General features: G+C 45.1%; 23 protein-coding genes and 1 tRNA gene. 9 read left to right on the top strand and 15 right to left on the bottom strand.

Annotated elements, in window-relative coordinates:
* Positions 1–250: 250 nt before the first annotated feature.
* Together DN748_RS18560 and DN748_RS18555 are read right to left on the bottom strand one after the other, a co-directional pair.
* Complete coding sequence (locus DN748_RS18560) at positions 251–2,119, bottom strand: ATP-binding protein (RefSeq protein WP_112373339.1); 1,869 nt, start codon at positions 2,117–2,119, stop codon at positions 251–253.
* 7 nt (positions 2,120–2,126) lie between these two features.
* The gene (locus tag DN748_RS18555; RefSeq protein WP_112373338.1) at positions 2,127–2,831 is read right to left on the bottom strand and encodes a LytR/AlgR family response regulator transcription factor; all 705 of its coding nucleotides are present in this window, start codon (positions 2,829–2,831) and stop codon (positions 2,127–2,129) included.
* A gap of 140 nt (positions 2,832–2,971) precedes the next feature.
* On the opposite strand from DN748_RS18555, the gene DN748_RS18550 reads away from it, so the two are divergent.
* The 6 genes from DN748_RS18550 (at position 2,972) to DN748_RS18525 (ending at position 7,648) form a co-directional block, all read left to right on the top strand.
* Positions 2,972–3,499 carry an RICIN domain-containing protein gene (locus tag DN748_RS18550; RefSeq protein WP_112373337.1) on the top strand — a complete coding sequence of 176 codons (528 nt, stop codon included), beginning with the start codon at positions 2,972–2,974 and terminating at the stop codon, positions 3,497–3,499.
* A 30-nt stretch (positions 3,500–3,529) separates the two neighbouring features.
* The gene (locus DN748_RS18545; protein WP_112373336.1) at positions 3,530–4,267 is read left to right on the top strand and encodes a hypothetical protein; all 738 of its coding nucleotides are present in this window, start codon (positions 3,530–3,532) and stop codon (positions 4,265–4,267) included.
* Positions 4,268–4,296: 29 nt separating this feature from the next.
* Positions 4,297–5,472, top strand: coding sequence for a glycoside hydrolase family 26 protein (locus DN748_RS18540; RefSeq protein ID WP_112373335.1), 1,176 nt, complete (start codon positions 4,297–4,299; stop codon positions 5,470–5,472).
* A 78-nt stretch (positions 5,473–5,550) separates the two neighbouring features.
* Positions 5,551–6,306 (top strand): hypothetical protein, encoded by a 756-nt coding sequence (locus tag DN748_RS18535; RefSeq protein WP_112373334.1) that lies wholly within the window; start codon positions 5,551–5,553, stop codon positions 6,304–6,306.
* Between the two features lie 231 nt (positions 6,307–6,537).
* Positions 6,538–7,122, top strand: a complete 585-nt coding sequence (locus DN748_RS18530; protein WP_112373333.1) for a hypothetical protein — start codon at positions 6,538–6,540, stop codon at positions 7,120–7,122.
* A gap of 43 nt (positions 7,123–7,165) precedes the next feature.
* Positions 7,166–7,648, top strand: coding sequence for a hypothetical protein (locus DN748_RS18525; RefSeq protein WP_146746653.1), 483 nt, complete (start codon positions 7,166–7,168; stop codon positions 7,646–7,648).
* Positions 7,649–7,704: 56 nt separating this feature from the next.
* On the opposite strand, the gene DN748_RS18520 is transcribed toward DN748_RS18525, so the two are convergent.
* Together DN748_RS18520 and DN748_RS18515 are read right to left on the bottom strand one after the other, a co-directional pair.
* Positions 7,705–9,711: a histidine kinase gene (locus tag DN748_RS18520; RefSeq protein WP_112373331.1), complete on the bottom strand. Its 2,007-nt coding sequence runs from the start codon at positions 9,709–9,711 to the stop codon at positions 7,705–7,707.
* Positions 9,708–10,490, bottom strand: a complete 783-nt coding sequence (locus DN748_RS18515; protein WP_112373330.1) for a LytR/AlgR family response regulator transcription factor — start codon at positions 10,488–10,490, stop codon at positions 9,708–9,710. Before DN748_RS18515 ends, DN748_RS18520 begins: the two co-directional genes overlap by 4 nt.
* 259 nt (positions 10,491–10,749) lie before the next feature.
* On the opposite strand from DN748_RS18515, the gene DN748_RS19165 reads away from it, so the two are divergent.
* The 3 genes from DN748_RS19165 (at position 10,750) to DN748_RS18505 (ending at position 12,094) form a co-directional block, all read left to right on the top strand.
* Positions 10,750–10,905: a hypothetical protein gene (locus tag DN748_RS19165; protein WP_161554610.1), complete on the top strand. Its 156-nt coding sequence runs from the start codon at positions 10,750–10,752 to the stop codon at positions 10,903–10,905.
* 321 nt (positions 10,906–11,226) lie between these two features.
* A tRNA-Leu gene (locus tag DN748_RS18510) sits at positions 11,227–11,310 on the top strand.
* A 145-nt stretch (positions 11,311–11,455) separates the two neighbouring features.
* Positions 11,456–12,094: a DUF4230 domain-containing protein gene (locus tag DN748_RS18505; RefSeq protein ID WP_112373340.1), complete on the top strand. Its 639-nt coding sequence runs from the start codon at positions 11,456–11,458 to the stop codon at positions 12,092–12,094.
* Here DN748_RS18505 and DN748_RS18500 read toward each other — a convergent pair.
* From DN748_RS18500 to DN748_RS18450, 11 genes are all read right to left on the bottom strand, one after another.
* A complete protein-coding gene (locus DN748_RS18500) occupies positions 12,087–13,115 on the bottom strand; it encodes a rod shape-determining protein (RefSeq protein WP_112373329.1) in 1,029 nt (342 codons plus the stop codon). The genes DN748_RS18505 and DN748_RS18500 overlap by 8 nt on opposite strands.
* A 49-nt stretch (positions 13,116–13,164) precedes the next feature.
* Positions 13,165–13,749, bottom strand: coding sequence for a hypothetical protein (locus DN748_RS18495; RefSeq protein WP_112373328.1), 585 nt, complete (start codon positions 13,747–13,749; stop codon positions 13,165–13,167).
* A 16-nt stretch (positions 13,750–13,765) separates the two neighbouring features.
* Entirely contained in the window at positions 13,766–14,353 is a 588-nt protein-coding gene (locus DN748_RS18490) for a sigma-70 family RNA polymerase sigma factor (protein ID WP_161554609.1), read from the bottom strand.
* 162 nt (positions 14,354–14,515) lie between these two features.
* Entirely contained in the window at positions 14,516–15,205 is a 690-nt protein-coding gene (locus tag DN748_RS18485) for a helix-turn-helix domain-containing protein (RefSeq protein WP_112373326.1), read from the bottom strand.
* Positions 15,206–15,686: 481 nt separating this feature from the next.
* On the bottom strand, positions 15,687–16,436 hold the full coding sequence (locus DN748_RS18480) for a hypothetical protein (RefSeq protein ID WP_112373325.1): 750 nt from the start codon (positions 16,434–16,436) through the stop codon (positions 15,687–15,689).
* A gap of 367 nt (positions 16,437–16,803) precedes the next feature.
* Complete coding sequence (locus tag DN748_RS18475; RefSeq protein ID WP_112373324.1) at positions 16,804–17,382, bottom strand: RNA polymerase sigma factor; 579 nt, start codon at positions 17,380–17,382, stop codon at positions 16,804–16,806.
* A gap of 25 nt (positions 17,383–17,407) precedes the next feature.
* Positions 17,408–18,085 carry a helix-turn-helix domain-containing protein gene (locus tag DN748_RS18470; protein WP_112373323.1) on the bottom strand — a complete coding sequence of 226 codons (678 nt, stop codon included), beginning with the start codon at positions 18,083–18,085 and terminating at the stop codon, positions 17,408–17,410.
* 126 nt (positions 18,086–18,211) lie between these two features.
* Positions 18,212–18,979 carry a hypothetical protein gene (locus tag DN748_RS18465; protein WP_112373322.1) on the bottom strand — a complete coding sequence of 256 codons (768 nt, stop codon included), beginning with the start codon at positions 18,977–18,979 and terminating at the stop codon, positions 18,212–18,214.
* Positions 18,980–19,671: 692 nt separating this feature from the next.
* Entirely contained in the window at positions 19,672–20,826 is a 1,155-nt protein-coding gene (locus DN748_RS18460) for a PepSY-associated TM helix domain-containing protein (RefSeq protein WP_112373321.1), read from the bottom strand.
* 3 nt (positions 20,827–20,829) lie between these two features.
* Positions 20,830–21,900: an alpha/beta hydrolase gene (locus DN748_RS18455; protein WP_161554608.1), complete on the bottom strand. Its 1,071-nt coding sequence runs from the start codon at positions 21,898–21,900 to the stop codon at positions 20,830–20,832.
* Between the two features lie 81 nt (positions 21,901–21,981).
* The gene (locus DN748_RS18450) at positions 21,982–24,387 is read right to left on the bottom strand and encodes a TonB-dependent receptor (RefSeq protein ID WP_112373319.1); all 2,406 of its coding nucleotides are present in this window, start codon (positions 24,385–24,387) and stop codon (positions 21,982–21,984) included.
* Positions 24,388–24,718: the final 331 nt, after the last annotated feature.

Raw genomic sequence — 24,718 nt, 5'->3', positions numbered from 1 at the left:
AGAGCTGAAGGTAAAGACATTGCTTTTACAACCCAATACGAAGAAGAGTAACCAGGTGTAATTGCCCGGACGGATACCTAATTCTAGTCGAATCCTGAGGTTCTTTACCTTGATTACCTGACAAATCGTATTGAGATGAAATGTCTTTAAGTTGGTTCAATCGCCTTAAATCTTCCAAAAAAGAGTTCGAGTTTTGTACCAGTGGGTTCACTTCCCGGGACAAGTCTTTCTTTTTCAGACTTGTCCTTTTTTATTTAAATAAAAGTGTGAACACAGTGCCTTTGCCCATCTCTGAACTTACCGTAATCTCACAATCAATAGCCTTTGCCAGATCGCGGATAAGGTGAAGGCCCAACCCGGTTTTGATACCCACTACTTCGTGATCATCGTATAAGGCCTTAAACTGGTCTTTATCAGCTCCCTTGCCATTGTCGGTAATCGACAGAAGTTTTTGGCCGTTTTCCTGCCATGCTTTCCAGATGATGGTCGGCGTTTGTATATTACCCATCACCTTAATGGCATTGCCGGTGAGGTTGCGCATAATGGTTTTCAGGTAGTTTTCATCGGTGAAGAGTTGCATATTCTCAGGGTTATGGTATTCAAACCGGACGTTCAAATACCCCGAAAACACCTTTTTATGGTCAAGGAACAACTCTTCTACACTTATGGGTTTTGGCTCCGGCTTAAAGTTTTCCATTTGCCCTTTGCTCCACAGCAGAATGTCTTCCATAGAAGACAGCAGGTTTTCCGCGCCTGTTATGGTATTGGTTTCCAAACGTTTTTTGGTATCGGTATCCATTAGATTCTGGTGGTCTTTTTGCAAATGTAAAAAATGGATCAGGTTGGCCACCGGGCTTCGCAAATCGTGGTTCAGGATACTGAAAAAGCGCGTTTTTATTTTATTGGCCTGGTCGAGCTCCTGGTTGAGAAGTTGTAATTTCCGGTTGTTTTTTTGTCGCGCCCTGTTCTGATAAAAAAGCAGCCCTCCAATGGTGGCAAACAACACCATACCTCCCAACAGATACATTTGCTGCTTTTTTCGGGAATTAAGTATTAATTTGCTGACCTCTATCTCTTTGTCGCGGAGTTCGATTTCTTTTTGTGATTCCAGTCTGGCAAGTTTGTTTTTGTTTTCCTGAGAATAGAGCGAGTCATACATAGTATAATTCAACTCAGCATATTTCAGCGCCTCTTCAAACTCGTTTTTTTCTTTTTTTATTTCGTAAAGTTTTCCGTAACCAAACATCAGATTCTGAACGTAATTATACGATTTACTGGTGTCAATGCCTTTCCTGATGAATGCTTCTGCCTGATCCAAAAGTGCTTCTTTCGTTTCTGTGATATCAGCATTTCTTCTGACACTGTCATTTTGTGCTAACAAAAGGTATTCTTCCCCCAAAGCGATATCGTTGGAAGTAGCAGTGACGTAACTTGGATTGATACTGTCAAAAATGGTTTTTGCCTGGTAGTAGTTTGTCAATTTTTCTCTATGGTCAAGGGTAATGTCCCCAAGGTTCATGTAACCGGTTGCCAAGCTAAGGGGTACGTCCAGTTGTTCATATATCTCAATGCTCTTTTGAAATAATTGCTTTTTCTTTAAAGTATCCTTTTCAATAAAAGCAGCGTAGTTGTAATAATTCCCCAATTCATATTGATAATCCTCCTCTCGGGCAATTTCTCCCATTTTTTCGTTGTAGATCAGTGCCAGCGAATCGTTATTCTGGTGGTGATACAGCGTTGCCAAATTTCCAAAGGTTGATACTCTTGCCGCGGGAAGATCTTCGGAATATTCAAGTGATTTATGATAATATTCCAGGGCCTTGTCAAATATGCTCCTGTCATGATAATTGGCACCCATATCGTTGTAATAAATAGCAAAGCCATTGATCCAGTTGAGTTTTTTTATGATCACCAAGCCTGAATCCAGATATTTGATGGAAGTTTCGGAGTTTATGGCACGGGTTGAGTTTTCCAATAAGCGATAGGCCCTGGCCTTTGTAGAGTCGTCTGTGGTAGTCTTAAGAACCGTTTTTAAGGAGTCGATATATTGATGGTCAATTTGCCCAAATATCCGGGAGCAGAATAACAACAAAATGATCAGGCACCTCTTTCTCATCATCTATACATTAAAGCAAAAACGTCAAATTCTCCTTAAAACTCCTGCCGATAGGTACCGATGCCGCATTATCCATTTCCACCTCATGGGCCGATACTTTGCTGACACGCTGTTTCTGCACCGCAAAACTTCTGTGGACACGTACAAACGAAGCGAAATGCTCTGTATTGAGAAGTGTGCCCAAATTAGACGCCACACAATGCCGTTTTTTAGGTGTTATCAACAGTGTGTAATCTTTTAAAGCCTCCAGGTACAGGATTTCGTGCAACTGAACCTTTACCTGGTCATGGCCTTCCTTGATATAGATGACATCGCCACCCAAAGACGCTTCATATAAAGATGCCTTTTTATAGATCCCCATATACTTTTCAATCCGCTCAATTGCGGATGCGAATCTCTCGAATTTCAACGGCTTGACAATAAAGTCCAGGGTATCCAATTGAAAACTGTCCACCGCATATTCCGGATGCGCGGTAATAAAGATACAAACAGGAATCTGCTGTGCTTTTTTGCGAAGCTCCAATCCGTTTTCGCCCGGCATATCGATGTCGAGGAATAATACGTCTACGGGATGGGTTTCCAAATAGGCCAGCGTATCCCCGGCTTTTTCAAATACACCTTTCAAATCCAGGATCGGAAACCGCTTGACAAAGGACGTTACCATCAATCGGTCAACTTCCTCGTCATCGGTTATAACACATCTGAGTTCTTGCATATCCGCTTGGGATTTAATCAAATATAGCTCTTTTTTCTTAAAAACACATTCGTCTATTTAAACGGTTGTTCATCTATTTTCAGTTTTTTTTGACGGGATAGAGCAACAATTTTGAAAAACTAATTTCAAAACTCAAAACCATGAAAAAACTATCTGAATTTACCTTGTCAGGGATGGTAGCGGTACTGATATTGGGATTGACATGCACCATTACAGCTTATTCACAGTCCTGGCCGGAGGAAGGCGACTACTTCATCACAAATATTGCAACCGGTCGTGCACTCGCGCCTGTCGATGCCGGAGTGAACAGCAATACGCGCCTGAAGCCTTTCCATAAAAGCGGTATGCAAAAATGGGCTGTAAAAAAATATGCTGCCAAAGGCAAAAACGGCAAAGAGGTTATTTCCTATACCATTCGGCATATTGCTTCGGGGTTTTACCTGAGACCGTATCATGTACCCGATAACGGGAATGCCATAATCTCCGGAAATGACAGCTACAGCAATTTTACCATACTGCAAGATGGAGAAAATTTTATCATCAAAAACATACAAATGGGAGGTGATGCCATGTATTCCAAAAACACGGGATTCAGCGATGACGAACCCTGGTTTGGCCCGGACGAGGACGAAGATGGATACCGATGGCAGTTTATTCCTGCAGAGTAAAAATTTATTTGTTTAACCAAAGCCAAAAAAATGAAAACAAAAATTTTAACCCTTTGTCTGTTCGCGCTTTTCCAGTTTTCCTGCAGCACTGACGATGACAACGGAAACAATGATGATGACAATTCTTCAACTGAAGTAATTCCCACAGATTTATTGGATTATTATGTGGTATTTGAAACCAGCAGCATGCGGTGCTATGTACTTTATTTTACAGAAGACAATGGCAGTATTATGGCGAATGTTGATGGCTTGGGTGTGCACAGGGGAATGGAAGTCACGTCGCTGACGAAAGAAACCTTGGAATTTGAATACAACGAAGGCGTGATCCTGAATTTTAGTTTTGACAAAAACAATGACGACGTGATGTTAACGGATTATTCAACAGAAGGGACCGAATCCAGCATTACGCATGCACAATCCGACAAAACAGCTAATGCACCGGTGTTTTACAAGCCACCGGGAAGCAATGACACAAAAATTTGGCATTACACAAAAACAGAAACTTTCTGCGGCACAACTGATACGGAAGTTTACCTTTATTTTGATTACAACAATGAACACATATGGAAACATGACGGCGCCTGCGGCCCATCGGCTTATTGGGGATATTATTTTATCGGAGGAAACCCTGCCTGGAAAAGCGATGGCGAAAACACCTTCGGTGCTGTTATCAACAACTGGAAAGGCTCAAACGAACCCACTATGGTTCTCGAAACCTTTGTGGATGAAATGCAGCCCGGCAAAGTCCATACCGCATACCTTTTTTAATTTGAATACATTCTTAAACCCATTTTACAATGAAATCCATTTGTAAATTAGTATTAATCCCGTTTTTATTCGGATTAACTATCTTCTGCAGTTCATGCGGTTCAGACGACGATTCCGCTTCACCTCCTGAAAATGAAGACCCGCCGGTTGCGGAACAACCCGGCGACGGGACTTTAAGTGATTCCGCGATAAGCTTACTGACCAATATGAAAGCAAATGCCGACAACGGAAATACGCTGATCGGGCATCAGGCAACAAGCATTGCCGGCGTTGGCTGGCGACTATGGCAGATGCCGGACCACAGTGATTTTAAGGAAATCACCAATAAGTTTCCGGCGCTATACGGGTGGGAATTTTCGCCCCGGCCCGAAAATCAAAATGAAACTTATGATTACGTCTCATTTGACACCACAATCGAAGAAGCCAGAAAAGCATACTACCGCGGCGGTATAAACACTTTTAATATGCACCCTTACCGTTTGGACAACAATGGAAACTCCTGGGAGAATACACCGGGACTGGTTGTAAAACTATTGCCCGAAGGTGAATTGCATAACCAATACCTGCAATTCCTGGATAAACTCATCTCGGAACTCAAAAAACTGAAAGACAACAACGATAATCCGGTTCCGTTTATTTTCAGGCCTTATCACGAAGCCAACCACAATTGGTTTTGGTGGGGAAACACCGCTTGTTCGGATGAGGAATATAAATCGCTTTTCCGGTTTACGGTGGAATATATGAGGCAAAACGGTTTGAACAATATGCTAACCTGTTACGCGCCCGGATATTTCCAAAATGAAGCCACTTACCTGGCCCGGTATCCCGGCGACGATGTGGTGGATATTTTAGGGTTCGACGGTTATTATGGCAACAATGACGGACACGGAACGGACTGGAATACGTTAAAAAACCATTTGATAATTCTGAAAAACATTGCGGCAAACAAAAACAAACCCTATTGCTGGGCGGAAACCGGTGAACTCAATTTAGCGACCGATACTTATTTTACACAATTGAAAAACACACTAAATCAAGCCGGTGTAAAACTATCTTACCTGATGTTCTGGGCGAATTATGAAACCGATCAGTTCTATATTCCTTATGATGAATTAAACAACCAGGCCATTAAAACCGATTTCATCAATTTCACCCAAATAAATGAATATCAAACAGAAGGAGAAAACCCGGACTTGTACAATTAAATTTTTGTATTCATTATCAGAATTTCAGGGACTATGAATTGAAGAATTCAATTATGAACCACATTAAAAACCAAAAAAATGAAAACAAAAATTTTAATCCTTTGCCTGTTCGCGCTTTTCCAGTTTTCCTGCAGCAACGACGACGACAATCCCGGCACCCAGATTACCGCTGAAAACCAATTTCTCGGCAAAATCACAAAGCCGGACGGCTCGGATTATGTTTTGATCAATTATAATCCGGACGGAACCATACATGAAATCCGACAGGAATTTGAGGAAGCTTATTTTCTGGGGGTACAGTACGAATACAATAATGACGGTCAGATTCACGCTATTTACCTAATCGGAGGGGGTGTTAATACGTTTTTCTTTCATTATGATATAGACGGAACCCTGACTTCTTACGTATATGATGACATTGAATTTCCGGTTCGGTACCATCCCGCTGAAAACCTGTATGAGTTTGATGAAGGGGACGATCACTGCAAAGTTTATCTGAACGAACACGGCGATGTCATCAAGTTTTCCGTGCTCTATTTTGCCCACGAAGAAGAAGAAATTTACAATTTTACTTATGATCCGGATAAACGCGGTTCCCTATCCAATGCAAATCCCGTCGCGCTTCACACACTGATCACCGGATGGAGACTCTATCTTAAAACATTTATAAGCAACAATTTAACCTCCCGCCCTTTTATTGAATGTCAGGCAGATGACCTCGAAATAAATTCGGTGAACCGCTATGATCCAAACGGGTTTTTAAAAACGGCAAACATTACCAATACCCAAATGGAAACACCCGGAGCACTATCTTATGAATACATTCAACCCTGATCGCCCCCCCGTGCAATGACAACCACCGGCAATTTCAACAACTTCACGCCCTGGGACGAGCTGGTGGTGAACAACCCCATCTACGGATTGAAACCGAACAACGGCTGTGGTGTACAATGACAATTTTTCAGTCCATTGAAAAAGTTTAAACAAGTTCAATAAATATGGTTTCGGTAGCTTACATCCGACCATTAAAAAAATCAACAGATGAAAACAAATCTTAATTTTTTAATGATTGCATTTTTAGCAATATTGACGGCCTGTTCCCCCGAGGACGGAAAAGATGGCATTGACGGGATAAACGGCGAGCAGGGCATACAGGGCGAACCGGGGCAGGACGGCAATGCCAATGTAGTCAGCCGTACTTTCAGATTCTCTCAGATTACGTGGACAAGGACCACCCTGTTCGGAACGAATTACGCAGTGGCCAACCTGGATATTCCGGAAATCACGCGAGATATTATTGACAATGGCGTCGTCATGGTATACGGCGGGTTCTTCTGGGGACAACCCTGGTCGGCATTGCCTATATCTTATAATGAAACCGGAAAAACCGTTAATTTTTCATACGGAATAGCGACCGGGGGAGTAACGCTTCGTATGCATTATGCCGATAATGACAGTCCCACTTTCCCGGGAATTCCTTTCAGGGTTGTGGTAATCGAAGGTAATGCGGCAACGGATGGTGATGAAAACCGGATATCCAATAATAACGGTGGCGATGCTAAAGAATCCGTTTACCGGGAGCTTGAGCAGGCCGGTGTAGATATTAACAATTACAACGCCATAGCAAAATATTATAATCTTCAGGATTGAGCTTCCCAAACAATAAACCAATAAACTTTTAAACATATTTTTTATGAAAACAACACCTATTATATTGAAAACCGTAAGCGCATTAATGCTCTTTGCAGTTTTGCTTTCCTGTAGCAAGGACGACGACAACACTGATAACGGCGGTGACGGGGCCGGGAACTCATTTACCTTTCAGGGAGAAAATCACCCTACCGAAAGTGCTACCTACCAGCTTGCCGTGAACAACACCGTAATAAGTTTGAATTCCTTCGATCCCGACAACCAAATCATATTTCTTTTCAGAGAGGCCGCATATGACGACTTAGGAGGAAATTACACTTATAAAGATGTTTTTGACCCTGACTACGATCCGGAAATGAACTTTGGTGATATGACGGTTTATCTGGGCGATGATATTTACGAGGATTTTAATGAAGGCAGCCTGACCTTGTCCAAAGACGGCAATAACATAGATATAGCGTATAGCTTTAGTGGACAAAGCGGTTCGGTAACCGGAAGTTATTCCGGCCCGATTGCAGGACAGTAGTTTTTCCTGTTTTGTAACCCAAAGCCCGTTCAAACGGGCTTTTTTTTGAACTGATGCTATGCCGATATTACCGGGATATGCAGCTTTACGACTGTTCCGCACTGATTTCCGGGCAGGGTACTGCGGTCGGTTACCGAAATATCAAACACTTCGTTCTTTTCGTATTCCAGCATTTTTAAGCGTTCACGGCTGATTTCCGTAGAAAGCGACTTCTTTTTCTCCCCTCCTTTCTTCCCGCCCATAGTAGCGTAAATACCGGGGCCGTTATCTGTTATGGTTGCCGTTATATAAGTATCATTGGCACCTCTCGAGATCACGATATCAATAGCTCTCTCCTCTTTGGTATTATCCTGGCCATGTATTATGGCATTTTCCACAAAAGGTTGTATCAACATGGGAGGGATCAGCCAGCAATAAAGCTCATCCTCTTCAATAGAGCGGTGATCAATACGGAAGTCAAATTCCTCTTCATATCGCATTTGTTGCAGTTTGAGATAATACGATAGTGTTTGCAGTTCATCGGCCAGCGGAACAAAACTCTGCCTCGACAGCTCCAGGCTATTGCGCAGCAGTCCGCTGAACTGCCTGAGGTATTTCAATGCTTTCTCCTTGTCGTCCAGTCGGATATAACTTTGAAGCGAAGCAAGCGTATTGAAAATAAAGTGAGGTTCCATCTGTGCCCTCAGCAACCGTTGTTCCAGTTCGGCAGAATTTTTCTGCAATCTTGTACGTTCGGCTTCAGCCTGAAGCCTGCGCTGTTTCCTTCCCCCGTAGAGCAGGATAATGATCGTAAATGCCAGCAGGGCAGAGAGGGTTGTAATGATCAGCAACAAGCGGTTTTCCGCCAGCTGCCCTTCTTTGAGTACTACCTGCCGGTTGAGTTCGATAATAGATTTTTCCTTGACCTGAAGCTCATTAATAGCTGCTATTTCTGCGGTGGCCTGCAAATATTTATTTTCGTACACTTGTCTCGCTTCCTCCAGCACGTTCCGGAATTCATTATTGGCCCGGTCGTATTGCCCGGAAGCAAAAAAGTAGTTAGCCAGATTTTCCCGGTATAAAATACGGTCATTGCCAGAAAGGTATGCATCGTATTCTTCCAGGAATTGATCACTTTTATTCAGATAATACAGGGCACTGTCCAGCTGTTTTTTTTCCACGAAACGATCAGACAGGTTAACAAGGTCTTTAAACAGGTTTCCATATACCACCGGGGAGGTCTCTCCTTCAGAAATTGCGGTACTGTCCATCTTAAGAATGGCGCGGTGATAGCTTATCGAAGAATCCAGTTTGCCGATATCGGCATAATACAAGGCTTTGCGGTCGAACAGGAACCTCGGGGAGATTACTTCACCGGGATATTTTCCGGTCAATGAATCCATGCGTTCTATATAGACCCGTGCAGAATCCGTCTGTTTTTCAGTTAATCTGAGAAAATCGACTGCCAGCTGGTCGTACGCCCTTAAAAGCAATCGCACATTGATTACGGTATCCGACTTTAACAACCTCAACGCCTCATGATTATGCAAGATGGCCTGTTCATACTGATAAACCCCTGCATCAGACTGGGCTACGGCGAGATAAATAGCTGCCTGTTGAAAAGGGGTCAGCTCCAGCCTGCGGGAACCGGCGTGCTTCAGTATGGCAGCAGCCCGGCTGTAATAGTAATTGGCCTGGTGCATATTCTTTTCATAGGTGGCTATATTGCCTTCTCCAAAATTAAAAAGCACGCGCATATCATCTGCTCCACTCCGGTTTTCGATCAACGACCAGCCCTTGCGCATATACCATCTGGCCGAATCAAGCTTATTCCTGGTGTAATAAATCCCGGCCAGGCGGTAATAGACCCTGGACTGTAACAAGGTATCATTTAAAAACGGGCCAACGGTCATTTTTTCCTTCCAGTAAGCGACCTGTTGTTCGGGAGTATCGAGTTGCAGGGCCTCTTTTTCTGCTTCCTTCATATGGGAGATCCCATACCCTTGTTGCAGCTGTCCCGTATCCGGTTCCGTATTACATCCGCACAGCGTGAATACGATCAGCAATATACAACTTCCCTTCATAAGGTTCTCTGTTGGGTCAGCCGTTGCAAAACATAATCTTTCTTACGTACCGATACCGGTATCTGGCTATGATCCTTGAGATAAATATAGCCTGCCTTAACATACCTGTCAACAAACAGCAAATTGAGAAGATAGGATTGATGCGGACGTATAAACCATTTTTCGGGCAACAGGTCGTCGTAGTACTTCAAAGGACGGGATACCATGATCTCTCTTTTGTCGTGCAGTACAAAGGTCGTATAACTGCCTTCACTTTTGCAGTACACAATATCTTTGATCTGCAGTAACTGAAGGTATTCCATAGTGTGCAATACGATCTGGTCTTCCAGGGAAGCCACAGGAGCGGTTTCCTCCGGTTTACGATACATCTGCTCTTCCGCCACCTGTAATTGCTGTCGCACTTCCACGCCCGCTACCGGTTTCCGGAAGCCCGCGTACACCCGGTCAAGGGCCGACTGCAATTCATTCTCATCAAGCGGTTTAAGCAGGTAATCCAACGCTCCGAATTTGATCGCTTTTATCGCATGGTCGTTATATGCAGTAATAAAAATCACCTGCAGACCGGTATCCCCGATCCGCTTCAGGAGGTCGAAGGCAGTCCCGTCCGTCAGCTGAATATCCATTAAAAGCAGGTTCGGCTTCTTATCCCTGATCACCGACACTCCCTGTAACACACTTCCGGCAGTCCCCACCAACTCCAGGTCCGGCTGCTTACCAAGCAACCATTCTATCTCTTTACGGATTGCAGGTTCATCTTCAATAATAACCGTCTTTATCATATCTTATCGTTCTGATGGCGGAAAACAAATTTATCAATTTTATTCCATTATCAACAAACCGTTATAAAGAGCCTGCCCTGCCATAATCGCTCATCTTTATAAGGGAAAAATTTCATACCACGGATATGAAATAAGGATAACCGGATACCAAGTGGAGGCGCACACTTTTAAATCCGTTATTTACTGTTCCGGAAAGCCCGGTTACTTTAGCAATTCTGTTTATACAGAACAAATCATTATTCATTGTAAATCACATATTATGTATTTAGAACATGCCAATACAAAGGAGCTTACTGCCCGGGAACTAATAGAAACAACAGGGGGGAATGGTGGCCCGGTTCCTTACCAGCTCGACTTTAATGCTTTTGTAGAAGCCTGGATCGCATCCTTTCCGGAAGCACCCTCCAACAGGTAATACAAGGATGGACTGAAAAAATAAAACAGGTGTTCACTTCATTGCGACACCTGTTTTTAAAGTTTATTTAGGGTAGTTAGGAAGACCCTGCCGGCGGTATATTATGGATATAATATGCCGCCTGCTTATTCAGACAACAAGGCTACGCCGGGCCTTCCGAAAAAAGTTTCCTTTTTCTTTTTATAATAATTAAAAACCATTTACATTTGCACCGCTCCTTCCGGAAAGGGATTGAAGTCCCTTGTTTTTTAAACGGAAGAAGATCTTTTTATAAGGTTGTTAACCGGTCTTATAACAAAGAACATTCTGACTTTTGTGCAGGCTCACGTGGTGGAATTGGTAGACACGCCATCTTGAGGGGGTGGTGTCCTAATGGACGTGCTGGTTCGACTCCAGTCGTGAGCACATTTTTAAAAGGCAGTACATATAACGTGTATTGCCTTTTTTTATACTGATATTCTTCCGGCAGGCTCCCCTGAAAAATTAATCGTATTTTTATGTATTGATATCCGGTATTGCGTTTTCAGATACCGCAAAAAAAACTCCGAATATGCGAAAGCCATTGCTTATCAGTCTTGTTATCTTACTGCTTGTAGTCTGTATATGGCAGTATTATCACTATCGCGGGCAGGAGCAGCAGGGGTTGTTGCGGCAAACAGCTGTGATACAGGAGCAGATAAGGAATGTAGGGAAACTCATTGTTACCGAAGGGAGTTATTCCCAGGTGTTCACCTATGAAGACTCCAAAAAATTTTACCTCGATTTTCTTTCGGAAAAGAAAAGGGCCCTGGTAGTGGTCAATGCTACGGCACAGGTATCCTACGACCTGAGCAAAATACGTACTGAAATTGACGAAACCGGTAAAACACTGCGTATTACCTCCATTCCCGAACCCGAACTGCACATCAGCCCTGATATCGAATACTACGATGTGCAGCAGGGATATTTCAACCGTTTTGAAGCTGATGATCACAACAGGATCAAAAGGCGCATTGAGCGCTCCCTGCAAGACAAAATAAAGAATTCCCCGCTTATGGAAAATGCCGGAAACCGGCTTATCTCCGAGCTTTACAAGTTCTATATCCTGACCAGTTCGATGGGGTGGACCCTGGAGTACAACGAACACACTATAGACCGCGATAAAGATTTCCGCGGGTATTTTCCGGAACTCCCCGGGCAGGTCAGGTAAACATCATGTTCCGGTATTTGGTATATTCCTTCAAAACGGTATTGGTCCCTTCCACTATCGCCCTGAGTGGGTTCTGGGCTACACAAACCGGGAGATCGGTTCTTTGTGTCAGCCTCTTATCGAGTCCCTTTAACAATGCTCCCCCTCCGGCCAGGTGAATGCCGGTGTTATAAATATCCGCCGAGAGTTCGGGGGGCGTTGCCGACAATACTTCCATCACTGCCGCTTCTATGCGCTGTAGCGATTTATCGAGTGCCCTGGCTATTTCCGTATGTGACATCCTGATCTGTTTGGGCTTCCCGCTGAGCAGGTCGCGCCCCTGGACATCCATAGGGTCGGGAGGGTGCTCCAGGTGTTCCGTCGCCGCCCCTATGGTCATTTTTATTTTTTCTGCGGTTACTTCCCCGAGAAAAAGGTTGTGCTCTTCCCTGACATACTGAATGATATCATCCGTAAGGACATCCCCGGCAATTTTAACAGATTTGTCGCATACGATCCCTCCCAGGGATATCACGGCCACTTCGGTAGTCCCTCCCCCTATATCCACCACGAGGCTACCCCTGGATTCCATGATCCCGATCCCCATTCCTATAGCAGCAGCCAGGGGTTCCTGAACCATATAGACCTCCCGGGCATTGGCCCTTTCGGCAGATTCCCGTACGGCACGCATTTCCACTTCGGTAATGCCGGAAGGAATACATACCGCCATTCGCAGGGCCGGGGCAAATACTCTTTTTTTCAGGGCGGGAATGGTTTTCACATAAGCATTGATCATCTTTTCCGAAGCGTCAAAATCAGCTATGACCCCGTCCTTTAAAGGGCGTATTATTTTTATGTTATCATGAGTTTTTCCCATCATTATGCCGGCTTCCCTCCCAATAGCTATTACTTTTCCCGTCTGCCTGTTTATGGCTATAACAGATGGCCCGTCTACCACTACCTTGTTCCGGTGCATGATAAGCAAGTTGGCCGTACCGAGGTCGATAGCTACATCCTCCGTAAAAAACCCGAATATCCCCATATAAAAACTTATAAACTGTTTGATATATTATCTGCCCGGCTTCACAATGCTATCCCGCACTTTCGATCCTCACGCGAACCCTGTTCTTATACGAGGCAATAAAAGCATCCCCGAACCCCATTTTTACCAGGGCATTCCTGAGTATCTGCGCTTCTTCAAGCGAGTAGTACACTCCTATGGAAAATGTGGTCAGTCCTTTTACGCCCGGGCCGCTGATATAATTGATATTCCCTGAACGCAAGGGGAGCTTTTGTTTCTCCAGGGCGGCAACCTGTACCGTGTATACCACCTGATCTTCTGCGATCCTGCCCAGGAAAAGGGCATTTATTTTTTCCAGGGAGTCCGCTGTGGCCACCATCCCGCTGTATTGCTGCAACAGATCGGAATTACGGCTGTGACAGGATCTGAAGGAGTGTTCCATATGCTCCAGCTCCCTTGCCTGGTACCATATCGAAACCATACTTCCCACTATAATGATCCCCGATATCACCCAGGCCATATTCCTGCTCTGTACACTCCGGTCATACTCCTTGTTCTTTGCGTGGATCTGGTCGAGTAACCTGATATTGGTCTGCTGTTCCCTTTCTATCTGCCCGTGCAGGGCAAGAAGATCTTCTTCCTCAATATGCGGCATATTTCTCTTTAATTTATTACAGATTTATTGCGACAATTCCTTTTTCCCGTACGAGTTTTTTAAGGTTGATAAGAGCGTATCTCATCCGCCCGAGAGCGGTATTTATACTTATACACTGCGCCGTGGAGATCTCCTTGAAACTCATCCCCTCGTATATCCTCATGACAAGTACATCCCGTTGTTCCTGCGGGAGTTCTTTCACAAGGCTGTTCACAAGATTTTTCTTATGCTCCGCCACCAGTTTCCGGTCTATTTCAGAATCATGGTCATCTGCCAGGCCCAGCGCTGTTTCCGCAATATCATAATGATCGACGACTTTCATCCGCTCTTCCTTCCGGACGTGATCGACGATAAGGTTTTTTGCGATCTGTATACTCCAGGCATCAAACCTTCCTTCTTCCTTATAATTTCCTTTCTTAAAAGCCTGAATGACCCTGAATATGGTATCCTGAAAAATATCATCGGCAAGTTCACCGTCCCTGACCTTGAACAATATGAAACGGTATATCTTTGCGTAATTGCGATCTATGAAATTTTCCAGCGCCCTACGCTCTTGTCCTTTCAATCCGGTACCGGTCATGACATCAGATTCTCGGTTACTCATGATGGTTCTCATTTAACATTTACGGTTTTACCTCAGCAATCCTGTTCAACTTAAGGGAAACCGCAGTTTCCCAACAGATTGGTTTCGGTATTAAACATTCACTGTTTACAGCTGGCCATCAGCTATCAATATTTCGGCAAAACGCCTAATCCTCTGAAAAGGTCAGCCATTCTGTACCCGGACCCCGTTCTGTCTCAGTATCCCCGGAATATAGCCCTGGGTCATTTCTCCGAAAACCACGTGGGTTACCTGCCATATCTCAATAATTTCCCGGCGCAACATCCTCACCTTACATTCTCTTTCCGGACGCTCTTCATTGATCAGGTAAACCGTATCGAAAAAATCTTCATCGGCTTCCACTTTCCCTACAAAAATGCCATGAGCAGCATTGACCAGTACATAGATCTTATCGGTACCGGTCTGATCCAGGTCAGGAACATATTCACCTACCACATAAGAACTACCGCGATATACGGAAACCATGGAACCATCTTCTACCTCGAAAGCCCTGATCTTCCTTCTTAGCGGAGCTACCAGGTTTCCCCGGGGCATCCGCCTTATAAAATCTTTCTCATACAATCCGGACACATAGGAATACTGGTATTCCTTGGGGATCACCACAATATCTTCGTAGTATTTTCTCTCGAAATCGGTATTGAGGAACAACTCATTGATATCGATCCTGTACTCCCTGCAGATATCGATCACCCGCTGATAGTCCATGCTGTTCCTGGATTTCCACGTGGCAATAGTATTCGGTTTTACCCCCAGCAGGACCGCAAGTTCAATATCAGTCTTGAGACTCAGGAAATCCTTGATCTTTCTCAGAACATTTTCAACTTTCACAGCCATATCTAATGTTTCGGTTTAGTTAGGCAATACGCAACACCTTTTCTGCCACAACCACCGGAAAAACAAGCCCGTTTGCCCGTTTATGCGGTAATTGCACATAAAGACAGTTTTCTTAATTTATAACAGAGTTTACGGTCGGGCTTTAATACGCCAAACCATTTAAGGGGAGATTATACACCAGACAAAAGAACGGGTACACCGCCGTACGGCATACCTACGGGAAACAGGAATCTAAACCGCGTCCGGATACTTGCGAACGATCCGCCTTAACCAACCATTTACGGCAAATCGTATACGCTGCTATTCCCTGCTTTTGTTACCTGGTTTTTTTAACGTGACAAAGGAGCTTTGCTCTTAATCAACAAATGGGGTATCCCTTCATCACCGGTACAAATATATCAATATGACACTTTCGGAAAGGTATCAGTATAATATGGATTGTTCAATATTTTCTGCAGACCCTTACCTGCATCCCGGCCATTCAGCGTATTTCATAACAGTGCATATAAAAATTAACAGCCTGGTACACATTGTCGAACTCAATTTCGAAACAATCCGATATTTTTTCAAGAATACGCCGGTTCAGTTTATATGCTGCCGCCTTGGTCTTGTTCAGCTTCTCCGCAATTTCTCCCGATGTCAGTCCCTCCTGTATCAAGCTAATGGTACGTACCTGTTCCCTGGAAAACAAGTTATGGATGGCCATCCTGCGCTTGATGTACGATGTTTTCAGATGGTCAGGCATACCCGAAGTCAGCACCTCCAGTTTATAAAAATCCTTTTCATACTTCTTGATAGGGATATTTACCAGCTGAAGGGCATAAAGCCGCCTGTTCTTTTTTTTCGGAAAAACGGTCTGCTTTACATAATAATAATCGCCCCCGTCCAGTTTCATGGGGATAAGCATCTGCAGTTGCATATTTTTCTCCGGATTACACTCCCGGTCCATATAGAGGGCCAGAAAAGACCCTATTCCCTTCAGGTAACTGTTCACAAAATAGGGTGGAACGAGCCTCACAAAATTTACAAAGGTGATACGCTCCAGGTGATTAAAAATGGAAGTCGTCCCCAGAAATTCGAATCTCCGGTCTTCGAGGTACAGTATCCATGTCAGGTTTTCAGGAATAAAGGGAGACGGAGGGGGCTGCTGTCCATTCTCGGGAAAATCGTTTCCGGATCTGTTCCGGTAATACGAAAACACTGTTGCATCAATTTCTTTTACTATACTCATAATTCATATCAAAAGGTTGTTATCGGATTTAATTGTGACGTGGAATTGTAAAGTTCGCGGGAGAACAGGACCAAGGTTCTCCCAAAACTGTCGAAGCCGGGGTACTGCATATGAAGCCGGATACAGGGTGCTGTGTTCTTCTCAGGGGTATCATTATTACTTTATCCTATTGGTTATCACGGGCAAACACAGGCGAAGGTAAATTTCAGATATTAATCAAAAGGTATCGGTATGATAACAAAATGACATAGCGCGTGTATAAATTCAAAAAAAACACACAACATGTGTTTATGTCACAAAAAAATGTCGCATAAGCAATGTCAACCCGGAAAAATGTCGTATTGACATCTTCCGGACAAGCTCCCGTTTACAGATTAGCCCATGCCATGTCTCCGTACTCGGCGGCCATTTTCCGCAAATTAATCAATGCATAACGCATTCTGCCCAAAGCCGTATTAACACTTACCTGTTGCTTCACGGAGATCTCCTTAAAGCTAAGCCCTTCATAGATCCGCATCGTGAGTACCTCCCGTTGTTCGGGAGAGAGCCCTTTTACGAGTCTGTCCACAATCATTTTCCGTTCTTCTTCCAATGATTGCCACTCTCCGGCATCCCTGTCATCCGCCAGGGCGGACGTTTCCACACTTTCAAAACAATCTGTCGTCTTATTCCGGGCCTGTTTGCGAATGTGGTCCGTGATCAGGTTTCTGGCAATCTGTATACCCCAGGCGTCAAACCTGCCCGTTTCCCTGTAATTGCCATCCCTGAAGGCCCTCACCATCCTGACCACGGTATCCTGGAAGATATCATCGGCATACTCCCTGTCTTTTATCTTAAACAATATAAAACCGTATATCTTTCCTGAATAATGCTGTATATACTGTTCCAGCATTTCCCGGTCCCGGGAGACTGTTTCCGCCTCCCCGGGTGTTATGTCATGATCCATGTCAAACTTGTTTTACGCGTTTATTTCAAGGGGTTACTTTCTTCATTCCATGAAAAATCCTTTCATCACTGCTCTTCTCCGGTAATCCGTCAAAGACCATATGGGTCACCTTCCATATTTCCATCACCTCTTCCAGGAACATTTTTACCTTGCACCGGTCTCCCTGGCGATCCTCATTGAGTACATATACAACACCTGCCGTATCTTTTGCAGGTTCTATCCTGCCTATAAAAACACCGTGAACAGCATTGACCATAACATACATCTCACCGAAGCAGAGGTCGTCCGCATCTTCTATATACTTCCCTACCACATAGGCATTTCCGGTGCTCATCGACATAAAATCATCTTCCACCTGGAAAGCCCTTAACTTTTTTTCCACGGGAAATGACAATTTTTTCCTGGGCATTCTTTTTATAAAACCGGCATCCTGAAGCCCGGCGACATAAGAATACTGACAGCAACGGGGGATTAACGGGACTTCGCCGTTAATCCTTCCCCCGCTATCGCCCCTGAACAACGCATTCAAATCAACATCATGCACTTCGCAGGTCTCCAGGACACGTTGAAAATCCATACTGTTCCTGGCTTTCCAGGTAGCTATGGTATTAGGTTTTACGCCGAGAAAGACGGCCAGTTCAATATCCGTCCTGAGGTTGAAGAACATTTTGAATCTCTTAAGGATCTCATCTATTTTCACCATGATTGAGAAGTTTCGTTGTTTTTACAAATTCCCTTTTATAAACTAAACCACTGCCGGGCCGGAAGCCCATAGCCCTGACAGGCAATTTTCCGTACTGCCCGGGGCTTCCCTTACAGATAGCAGGGATCACGATATTTCAAAACAGTTCGCAAAAAAGCTGACTGCTTCATGAACATTACAGAACTCTATTTCAAAACAATTGGATATCTTTTCGAGTATTCTGCGGTTCAGTTTATATACCGCTGCTTTGGTTTTGCCTAACGCTGCTGCTATCTCTCCCGAGGTAAACCCCTGTCTTATCAATACGGCGACCTGTACCTGCTCCTCGGAAAAAAAACCTTCAGGGGTTATTTTTTTTCTGATGTACGAGGTCTTCAGGTGATCGATGGCCCCCGAATTCAGGAGCTCGATCTTATAGTCGTCGGACTCATAATGTTTCACGGGGATATTCACAAATTGCAGGGCGCGGAGTTTTCCGGATCTCATTACGGGAAAGATGGTTTGTTTCACATAATACTCCTCCTCCTTCCGCAGCCTCATGGAAAGCAGTATCCGCAAGTGCATATCTTTTCCGGCAAAGTATGGCCGTTGGGTGTAAAGAGAAATAAAAGCCGCTACGGACCGGAGGTAACTGTTCAGAAAATATTCGGGAACAAGCTTGATAAAATAAAGGAAGGAAATATTTTCCAGGTGCTGAAAGGTCGCTGTATTTCCGATAAATTCAAACTTTCGTTCCTCCAGATAAAGTATCCAGGTAAGATTTTCCGGAACAAAGGACATTGAAGGTGTTTTCTGATTTTTTACAGCTGCCGCTTCCCTTTCCGGACCGGCATAGCTGACATCAGCAGCTATATTATTGCAACAGGCAAATACTGTGGCATTAATTTTCTCCATTAAGCTCATAATGATGTATACAGGTTATTTGGTTTATGAACTTTGACTTATCTCTTTCCGTGTCTGATCATTTTCCTGTTGTCATCAAGGGGGTGGACACAGCAAAATTCACAAAGGGGGAAACATCAAGAGACAAAACAGCCAAAGCACAACATCATCAAAAAGGCTCATTATCGCCTTTTATTCATATCGTATATTGTACTATTCCATATTCGATTTATCTGATTAAATAATATTGATCCCCAACTCCGGAACAGGACCTGCATGCATGTTGTTTTCCGGAAGCACTTATATTATTCCCGCTCCCCAACAAACTTCATCCCCGGAATTGAGATAAGCTAAGGTAATTTTTACATCTCAATAAGAAGGTATCAGCATGATAACCAAATGACAATACGAGAGGGATATGCTTCGCAAAAAAACTCATTATGTGTGTTTAATCTGAAAGAAACCGTAAAAAAAATGTCTGTTGAAGTATAAAATGTCATAACGACATCACAGAATATGCCCGGTGAGCACACACAGGGGCAAGTGCCGGAGCACCTCAGATCTCACCAGGCGAGGGAATGACTTTAATGGGCAGATGAGTAGCCGGAAGTTGTTAATCCTGATCACTATTTGACAGTCAGGTTAATAGGTTATTCAGTTAATCAGGCAACACCCAATAACCCAATAACTTAGTAACTCAGTAACTACTTTTTCCCCTTCTTCCTTCTTCTCCCCCACCATATGATAAAGCCTGTTACCGGCAGGGTTGTTGCGATAATCCCGGTCAGGAAGGTAGACAGTTTACCGAACTGTCCCCACCACTGCCCCATGTGAAGCTGCCATACGATATTTTCGGTTGCCTCGTGCCTGATATACTCCGGGGCCACTTCTATTTTCTCACCGGTATAGCGGTCGTAGATGGTGAGATCTGCATTTTCTATACTCTTGAGCCCTACCTTTCCGGAAGTAAACACATAGGCCCCGAGTTTTTGCTGATCGTAATTCCAGATACTTACCATTTCCTTGTCCGGGTATTCGTTTTCCAGAACGTCATAGGCAAAATCGACCATATCTTTTCCCGTCCTGGTAGAATCCGCTTTGGGCAATACTTCGGTCAAATGTGTGATTTCCCCTCCTGTCGCCCTGATCGTCAGACTGGCCAGCGAGGGGAAAAAGATAATCAGTCCGGTAATACCCAGCACCAGGCACAATATAAGAGAATAAAATCCGAATACGTTGTGAAGGTCGTAATTAAGGCGTTTGAACCGGGCCTTCCACTTTACGGTAAAACTGGCCTGCCGTGTGGTTTTTGTCCATTTTTTCGGCCACCACAGTACCAGGCCGGTAATCGTGCTTATCACAAAGATTATGGTGGCGATGGTCACGATCCAGTGCCCTGCTTCCCCGGCCAGCAAGGAAGCGTGGAGATGCGCCGTTACGAAGAAGAAATAGATCGTGTTGTCCCTTTTGATCACCTCTCCCGTATAAGGGTTCATATACACCATGGCCAATGAGCGTTCTTCCGGACTGAAAGCCCTTAACCGGATACTCCGTTCCGGGTTTTTGAAAAACACATACTCCGAAACCATAAAACCGGGGCAGGCCTCCTCCAGCTTGCGGTTTATCACCGCGACAGATACCCTTCGCCCAGCGGTCTCCTCTACATATCTGGCCTTTCCGGCCGTAAGGTCCATGATCTCGTCACAGTATACGATGACCGTCCCGGTAAGGCAGACAAAAACCAGTACAATACCAGATACGATACTGGGCCACAGATGCAGCCAGGCCACAACGCGGTTAAACAGGCTCTTTTTCTTTTTCCCTTTCTTCTTTGCCGGGACCTTGCTTTTTCGGTTCATTTCCTAATCGACATTCAGTGTTTTCAGTTGCGCACTGCCGGGATAGGTGTTCCGGGCATAGTTCAATAATTCACGGGCACTTTCCGTCTTGCCTGTGCTCTTCACATATTTTATCAGCTCATACAGCAATGACTCATCCGGTTTGAGCTCATGACCGAGTTTCCGGGACATCTTCCCATAGGTTTCCGCTACCAGTCCGGGATGCAGGGGAACTTCCTTAACCGGTAGCTGCGTTCCTTCGAAAAGAAAACTCAGGGCATCCATTGTAGCCGGTATCGGCACCAGTCCGTGATCGTGTTCCGGATAGTATTTCCAGTTTGTCCGGAGGTTATTCCCGGGATTGCTCATAAGGATATGCTCACAGAAATCCCGTATTGTTTTTCCGTGTTTAAACCTGTCTTTTGCATTTTCAGGCGCCTCATAGGCCAAGGCCACAAAAAGTCCCTTCTTTCCGAAATCGGTTGTCTTCCAGAGATCTTCGGCTTTGCGGTATACCAGTCTGTCATCCCACCAGAGACTGGGGTCGAGGGCAATATAGCTATCGAACAGCTCCGGATGTTCCAGAAGGGTATACACCGTAAAAAGTCCGCCGAAAGAGTGCCCCAGCAGTATATCGTAGCCATCGGTCCTGAATTCCGAATTCACAAACGGTTTGAGCTCCTCTTCCAGAAAGCGTATAAAATCATCAGCCCCTCCGCTGGTCCCGAAACGCGCTCTCCCGTGCCTGCCGGTTACCGGCACATTCGTAGGCGTAAAATCGCGGGTACGGTCGGTATTTTTAATCCCTATAACAATCATTTCGGGATACGGGCGGTAGAGGAATTTCGTATTAAACCGCTCCAGGGCCGCAGTAAAGGAAAAATTAAACTCCCCGTCCAGCACGTAGAGTACGGGGTACCCCGTTTTTGCAAACCGGGAATTATCGTAGTTTTCGGGCAACTGTACCTCTATTTCACGCTCCTCTCCCAGTATTTCCGAAGTAATCCCGTACGAGTGCCCGATAACCACAGGCTGCTGCGCAAAGGTACCGAAACAGAAAACCAAGGCCGGAAGCAAACTGAAATACGCTCTCATAATCATCAATCTTGATAAACAACAAAAATTGCTCATGGTGTAAGATCTCATGAGCAATTTTATTCCGTATAAATTACATCCTTAAAACTTAAAGGTCAGGTTGGCCAGGAATGTCCGTGTCTGCTGCGGGATAGCCCATGAGGCAGTAGTCCAGTACTCCTCATTGCCCAGGTTGTTCATCTTCAGCCCTATCCTGAATTTGGGCTGTTCGAAAAACACCGTGGCATCGACCGTATGGAATCCGGGCACATTAACCGTATTCATATCATCGAAATAGTAGTCATCGGAGTAATTTCCTCCGAAACCGACACCAAGTCCCTGGAATTTCCCGTAAGGGATCTTGTAACTCATCCAGTAATTGGCTGAATTATAAGGTACTCCCTGAGGCCTCTTTCCTTTAAGTTCCGGATTATTCTCATCTACCTTGGTATAACGGCTGTCGTTATACCCGTATCCCACGATAAGATGCAGCCCCGGCAAAGGATTCGCGATAAGGTCGAATTCTACACCTTCACTTTTCTGGGTCCCGTCCTGTACGGCCAGATAGGTGGCATCTCCCTGGTGCACGTAACGCACCTTATCATCGACCTGAATATTGTAATAACTCACTGTTCCGTTAACTTTTCCGTCGAGAAGCTCAAACTTCACCCCTCCTTCAAGCTGGTTGGCATGTTCCGGCTTGAACACCTGCCGGATATTGTCGACATTCATGCCCGGAGCCACGTTCTTAAACCCGTTCTGGTAGTTTCCGAAAACGGAAACCTGGTCGGGCACTACCTGGTATACCGCCCCGAATTTCGGAGACCAGGCCGTTTGCAGATAATCATTGGCCCGGTCGTAAAAACGGTCTACCCTTACCCCGGCCATAAGGTTCAGACGGTCGAAAAATGTAACCACATCGGAGAGATATGCACTGAACGTCTGGGTATCCCTGTGGTTTGCAGCCCTGTTTAACCCTGCCAGTCCGGCTACATAGGTGTCCCTGTTCAGGGCACCCGCCTGCCCGTTGACCACGATGGGAACAAAATCTTCCGGGTCATTACCTGCCGCTGCAAAGGCATACCGGTCATAATCCCCCAACTGGGTACGGGAATCTGTCGTATTCAACTGTGTATAATCTATCCCCACCAGTATCTTGTTCTCCGTATCTCCCCACCGGTGTATTCCCGTAAAATTCTGCTGAAACTGGGTCGTATTAAAATTGCTGGGGAGGTTCATCAACCGCCTTGTAATGGTTTTCTGCCCCTCGAGATCTCCCGTCCCTGCCCCTATCATAAGGAAGAGATAATTGGCATCGTTATCCGTATTGGAATACGACACTCTCGTATCGGATGTCCAGTTCGGGTCTATCTTGTATTCCGCATTCGCAAATACGTTCAACACCTTGGCCGAGCTCGTAATATCGTTGGAAGCATACGACCGCTTGAAATCCCAGTCCAGTTCATCAAAGCTGGAAATAACAGTATTGTTTGCAAGCCCCACATAGGTAGAGTTCCGCTCCGACTGAAAATATTCCATATCCACGTTTATGGTCAGTTTTTCACTGAGCAGGTATTTCAGGGCAGGTGCTACCATAAAGGTGCGGTTTATCCCCTGGTCCTGGAACGATTTTTCCCGTTGCACGGCAGTATTGATCCGGAACTGTACGGTATTATCTTCATTGAGCGGTGTATTGTAGTCCAGCGTTACCCTGCCCAGCCCGTAAGCCCCGGCGGTAATCCCTATTTCTCCCTGTTCGTATTCAAAAGGTTTCTTGGTAACCCTGTTCACCAGCCCCCCGTATGCGGTAAGTGTGGAACCGAACAGTGTGGCAGAAGGGCCTTTGATCACTTCCAGCCGCTCCAGGTTTACCGGGTCGGAAAGCGACACGAAATTGGTGGCCATCCCGTTGCGGATGGCTCCTGCACCATCGGCCCCGGAAAATCCGCGCAAACGCATAGACAGCCCCGTTCCTCCAGATCCCACACCCAGCATCACATTGGTCACTCCCGGAGAAGACAATAAGGCACCCCGGAAATCGACGGCCATCTGTTCGGCCAATAATTCTTTGGGCACCACACTGTACACCTGCGGATTTTCGAGATTATCCAGTGGCATACGGGCTACCATATCTGTCTTTTTTTCGGCAAATATCCTTGCCGCTCCCGTCATGGTTACCCCTTCCAGTTCTTCCGTGCTCTCCTGCAACCTGATCTGCGGCACACGGGTCACCTCCCCGGCAGTTATGTTCACCTGTCTTTCTACGGTATTAAAGCCCATATACGAAACCACCAGGGTATACGTTCCGGGAGTAATCCCGTTTATGGTATACACTCCCTGACCATTGGCCACGGTACCCCGGCTTGTTTCCCGGAGATGAATATTTACTCCCTCGGCAGCATTGCCGTCTGCGGTAATTACTTCCCCCCGGACTCCCCCGGTCTGCTGGGCATAAAGACCTGAAACTGTCAGTAAGCACAGCCCCAGAATGTGTAAATATGATCGCATGTCAGAATCTTTTATTTAGATTTATTAAAAACAAGGGCAAACTTAGCGAAAATCCGGGGTTGTTCCAATAAAAAAATGCTTTTTGGGGAAAATTCAGTGGCAGGTTGATCTGTATGACCGCAAAGCCGGGGATCTCTCCCCCGCCTACCGGCCGGCAGGGGCTACGCCCGGGATAAACCCCCTGTCATTCAGAGAACTAACATTTGAGCAACCGCATCAATGGAGATGACGTTTTTGTCTTCATAGATCAAATTTGATAAACCTACACATAACTCCTCCCTTCAGACGAAGGGAGGTGGCTCATCTTCGATGAGACGGAGGGTTCTGAAAG

Origin of the sequence: Sinomicrobium soli (assembly GCF_003285545.1) — a bacterium.
Taxonomy (GTDB): domain Bacteria; phylum Bacteroidota; class Bacteroidia; order Flavobacteriales; family Flavobacteriaceae; genus Sinomicrobium.
The sequence above is the reverse complement of the archived record's forward strand: the minus strand, read 5'-3'. Positions and strand labels throughout refer to the sequence as shown.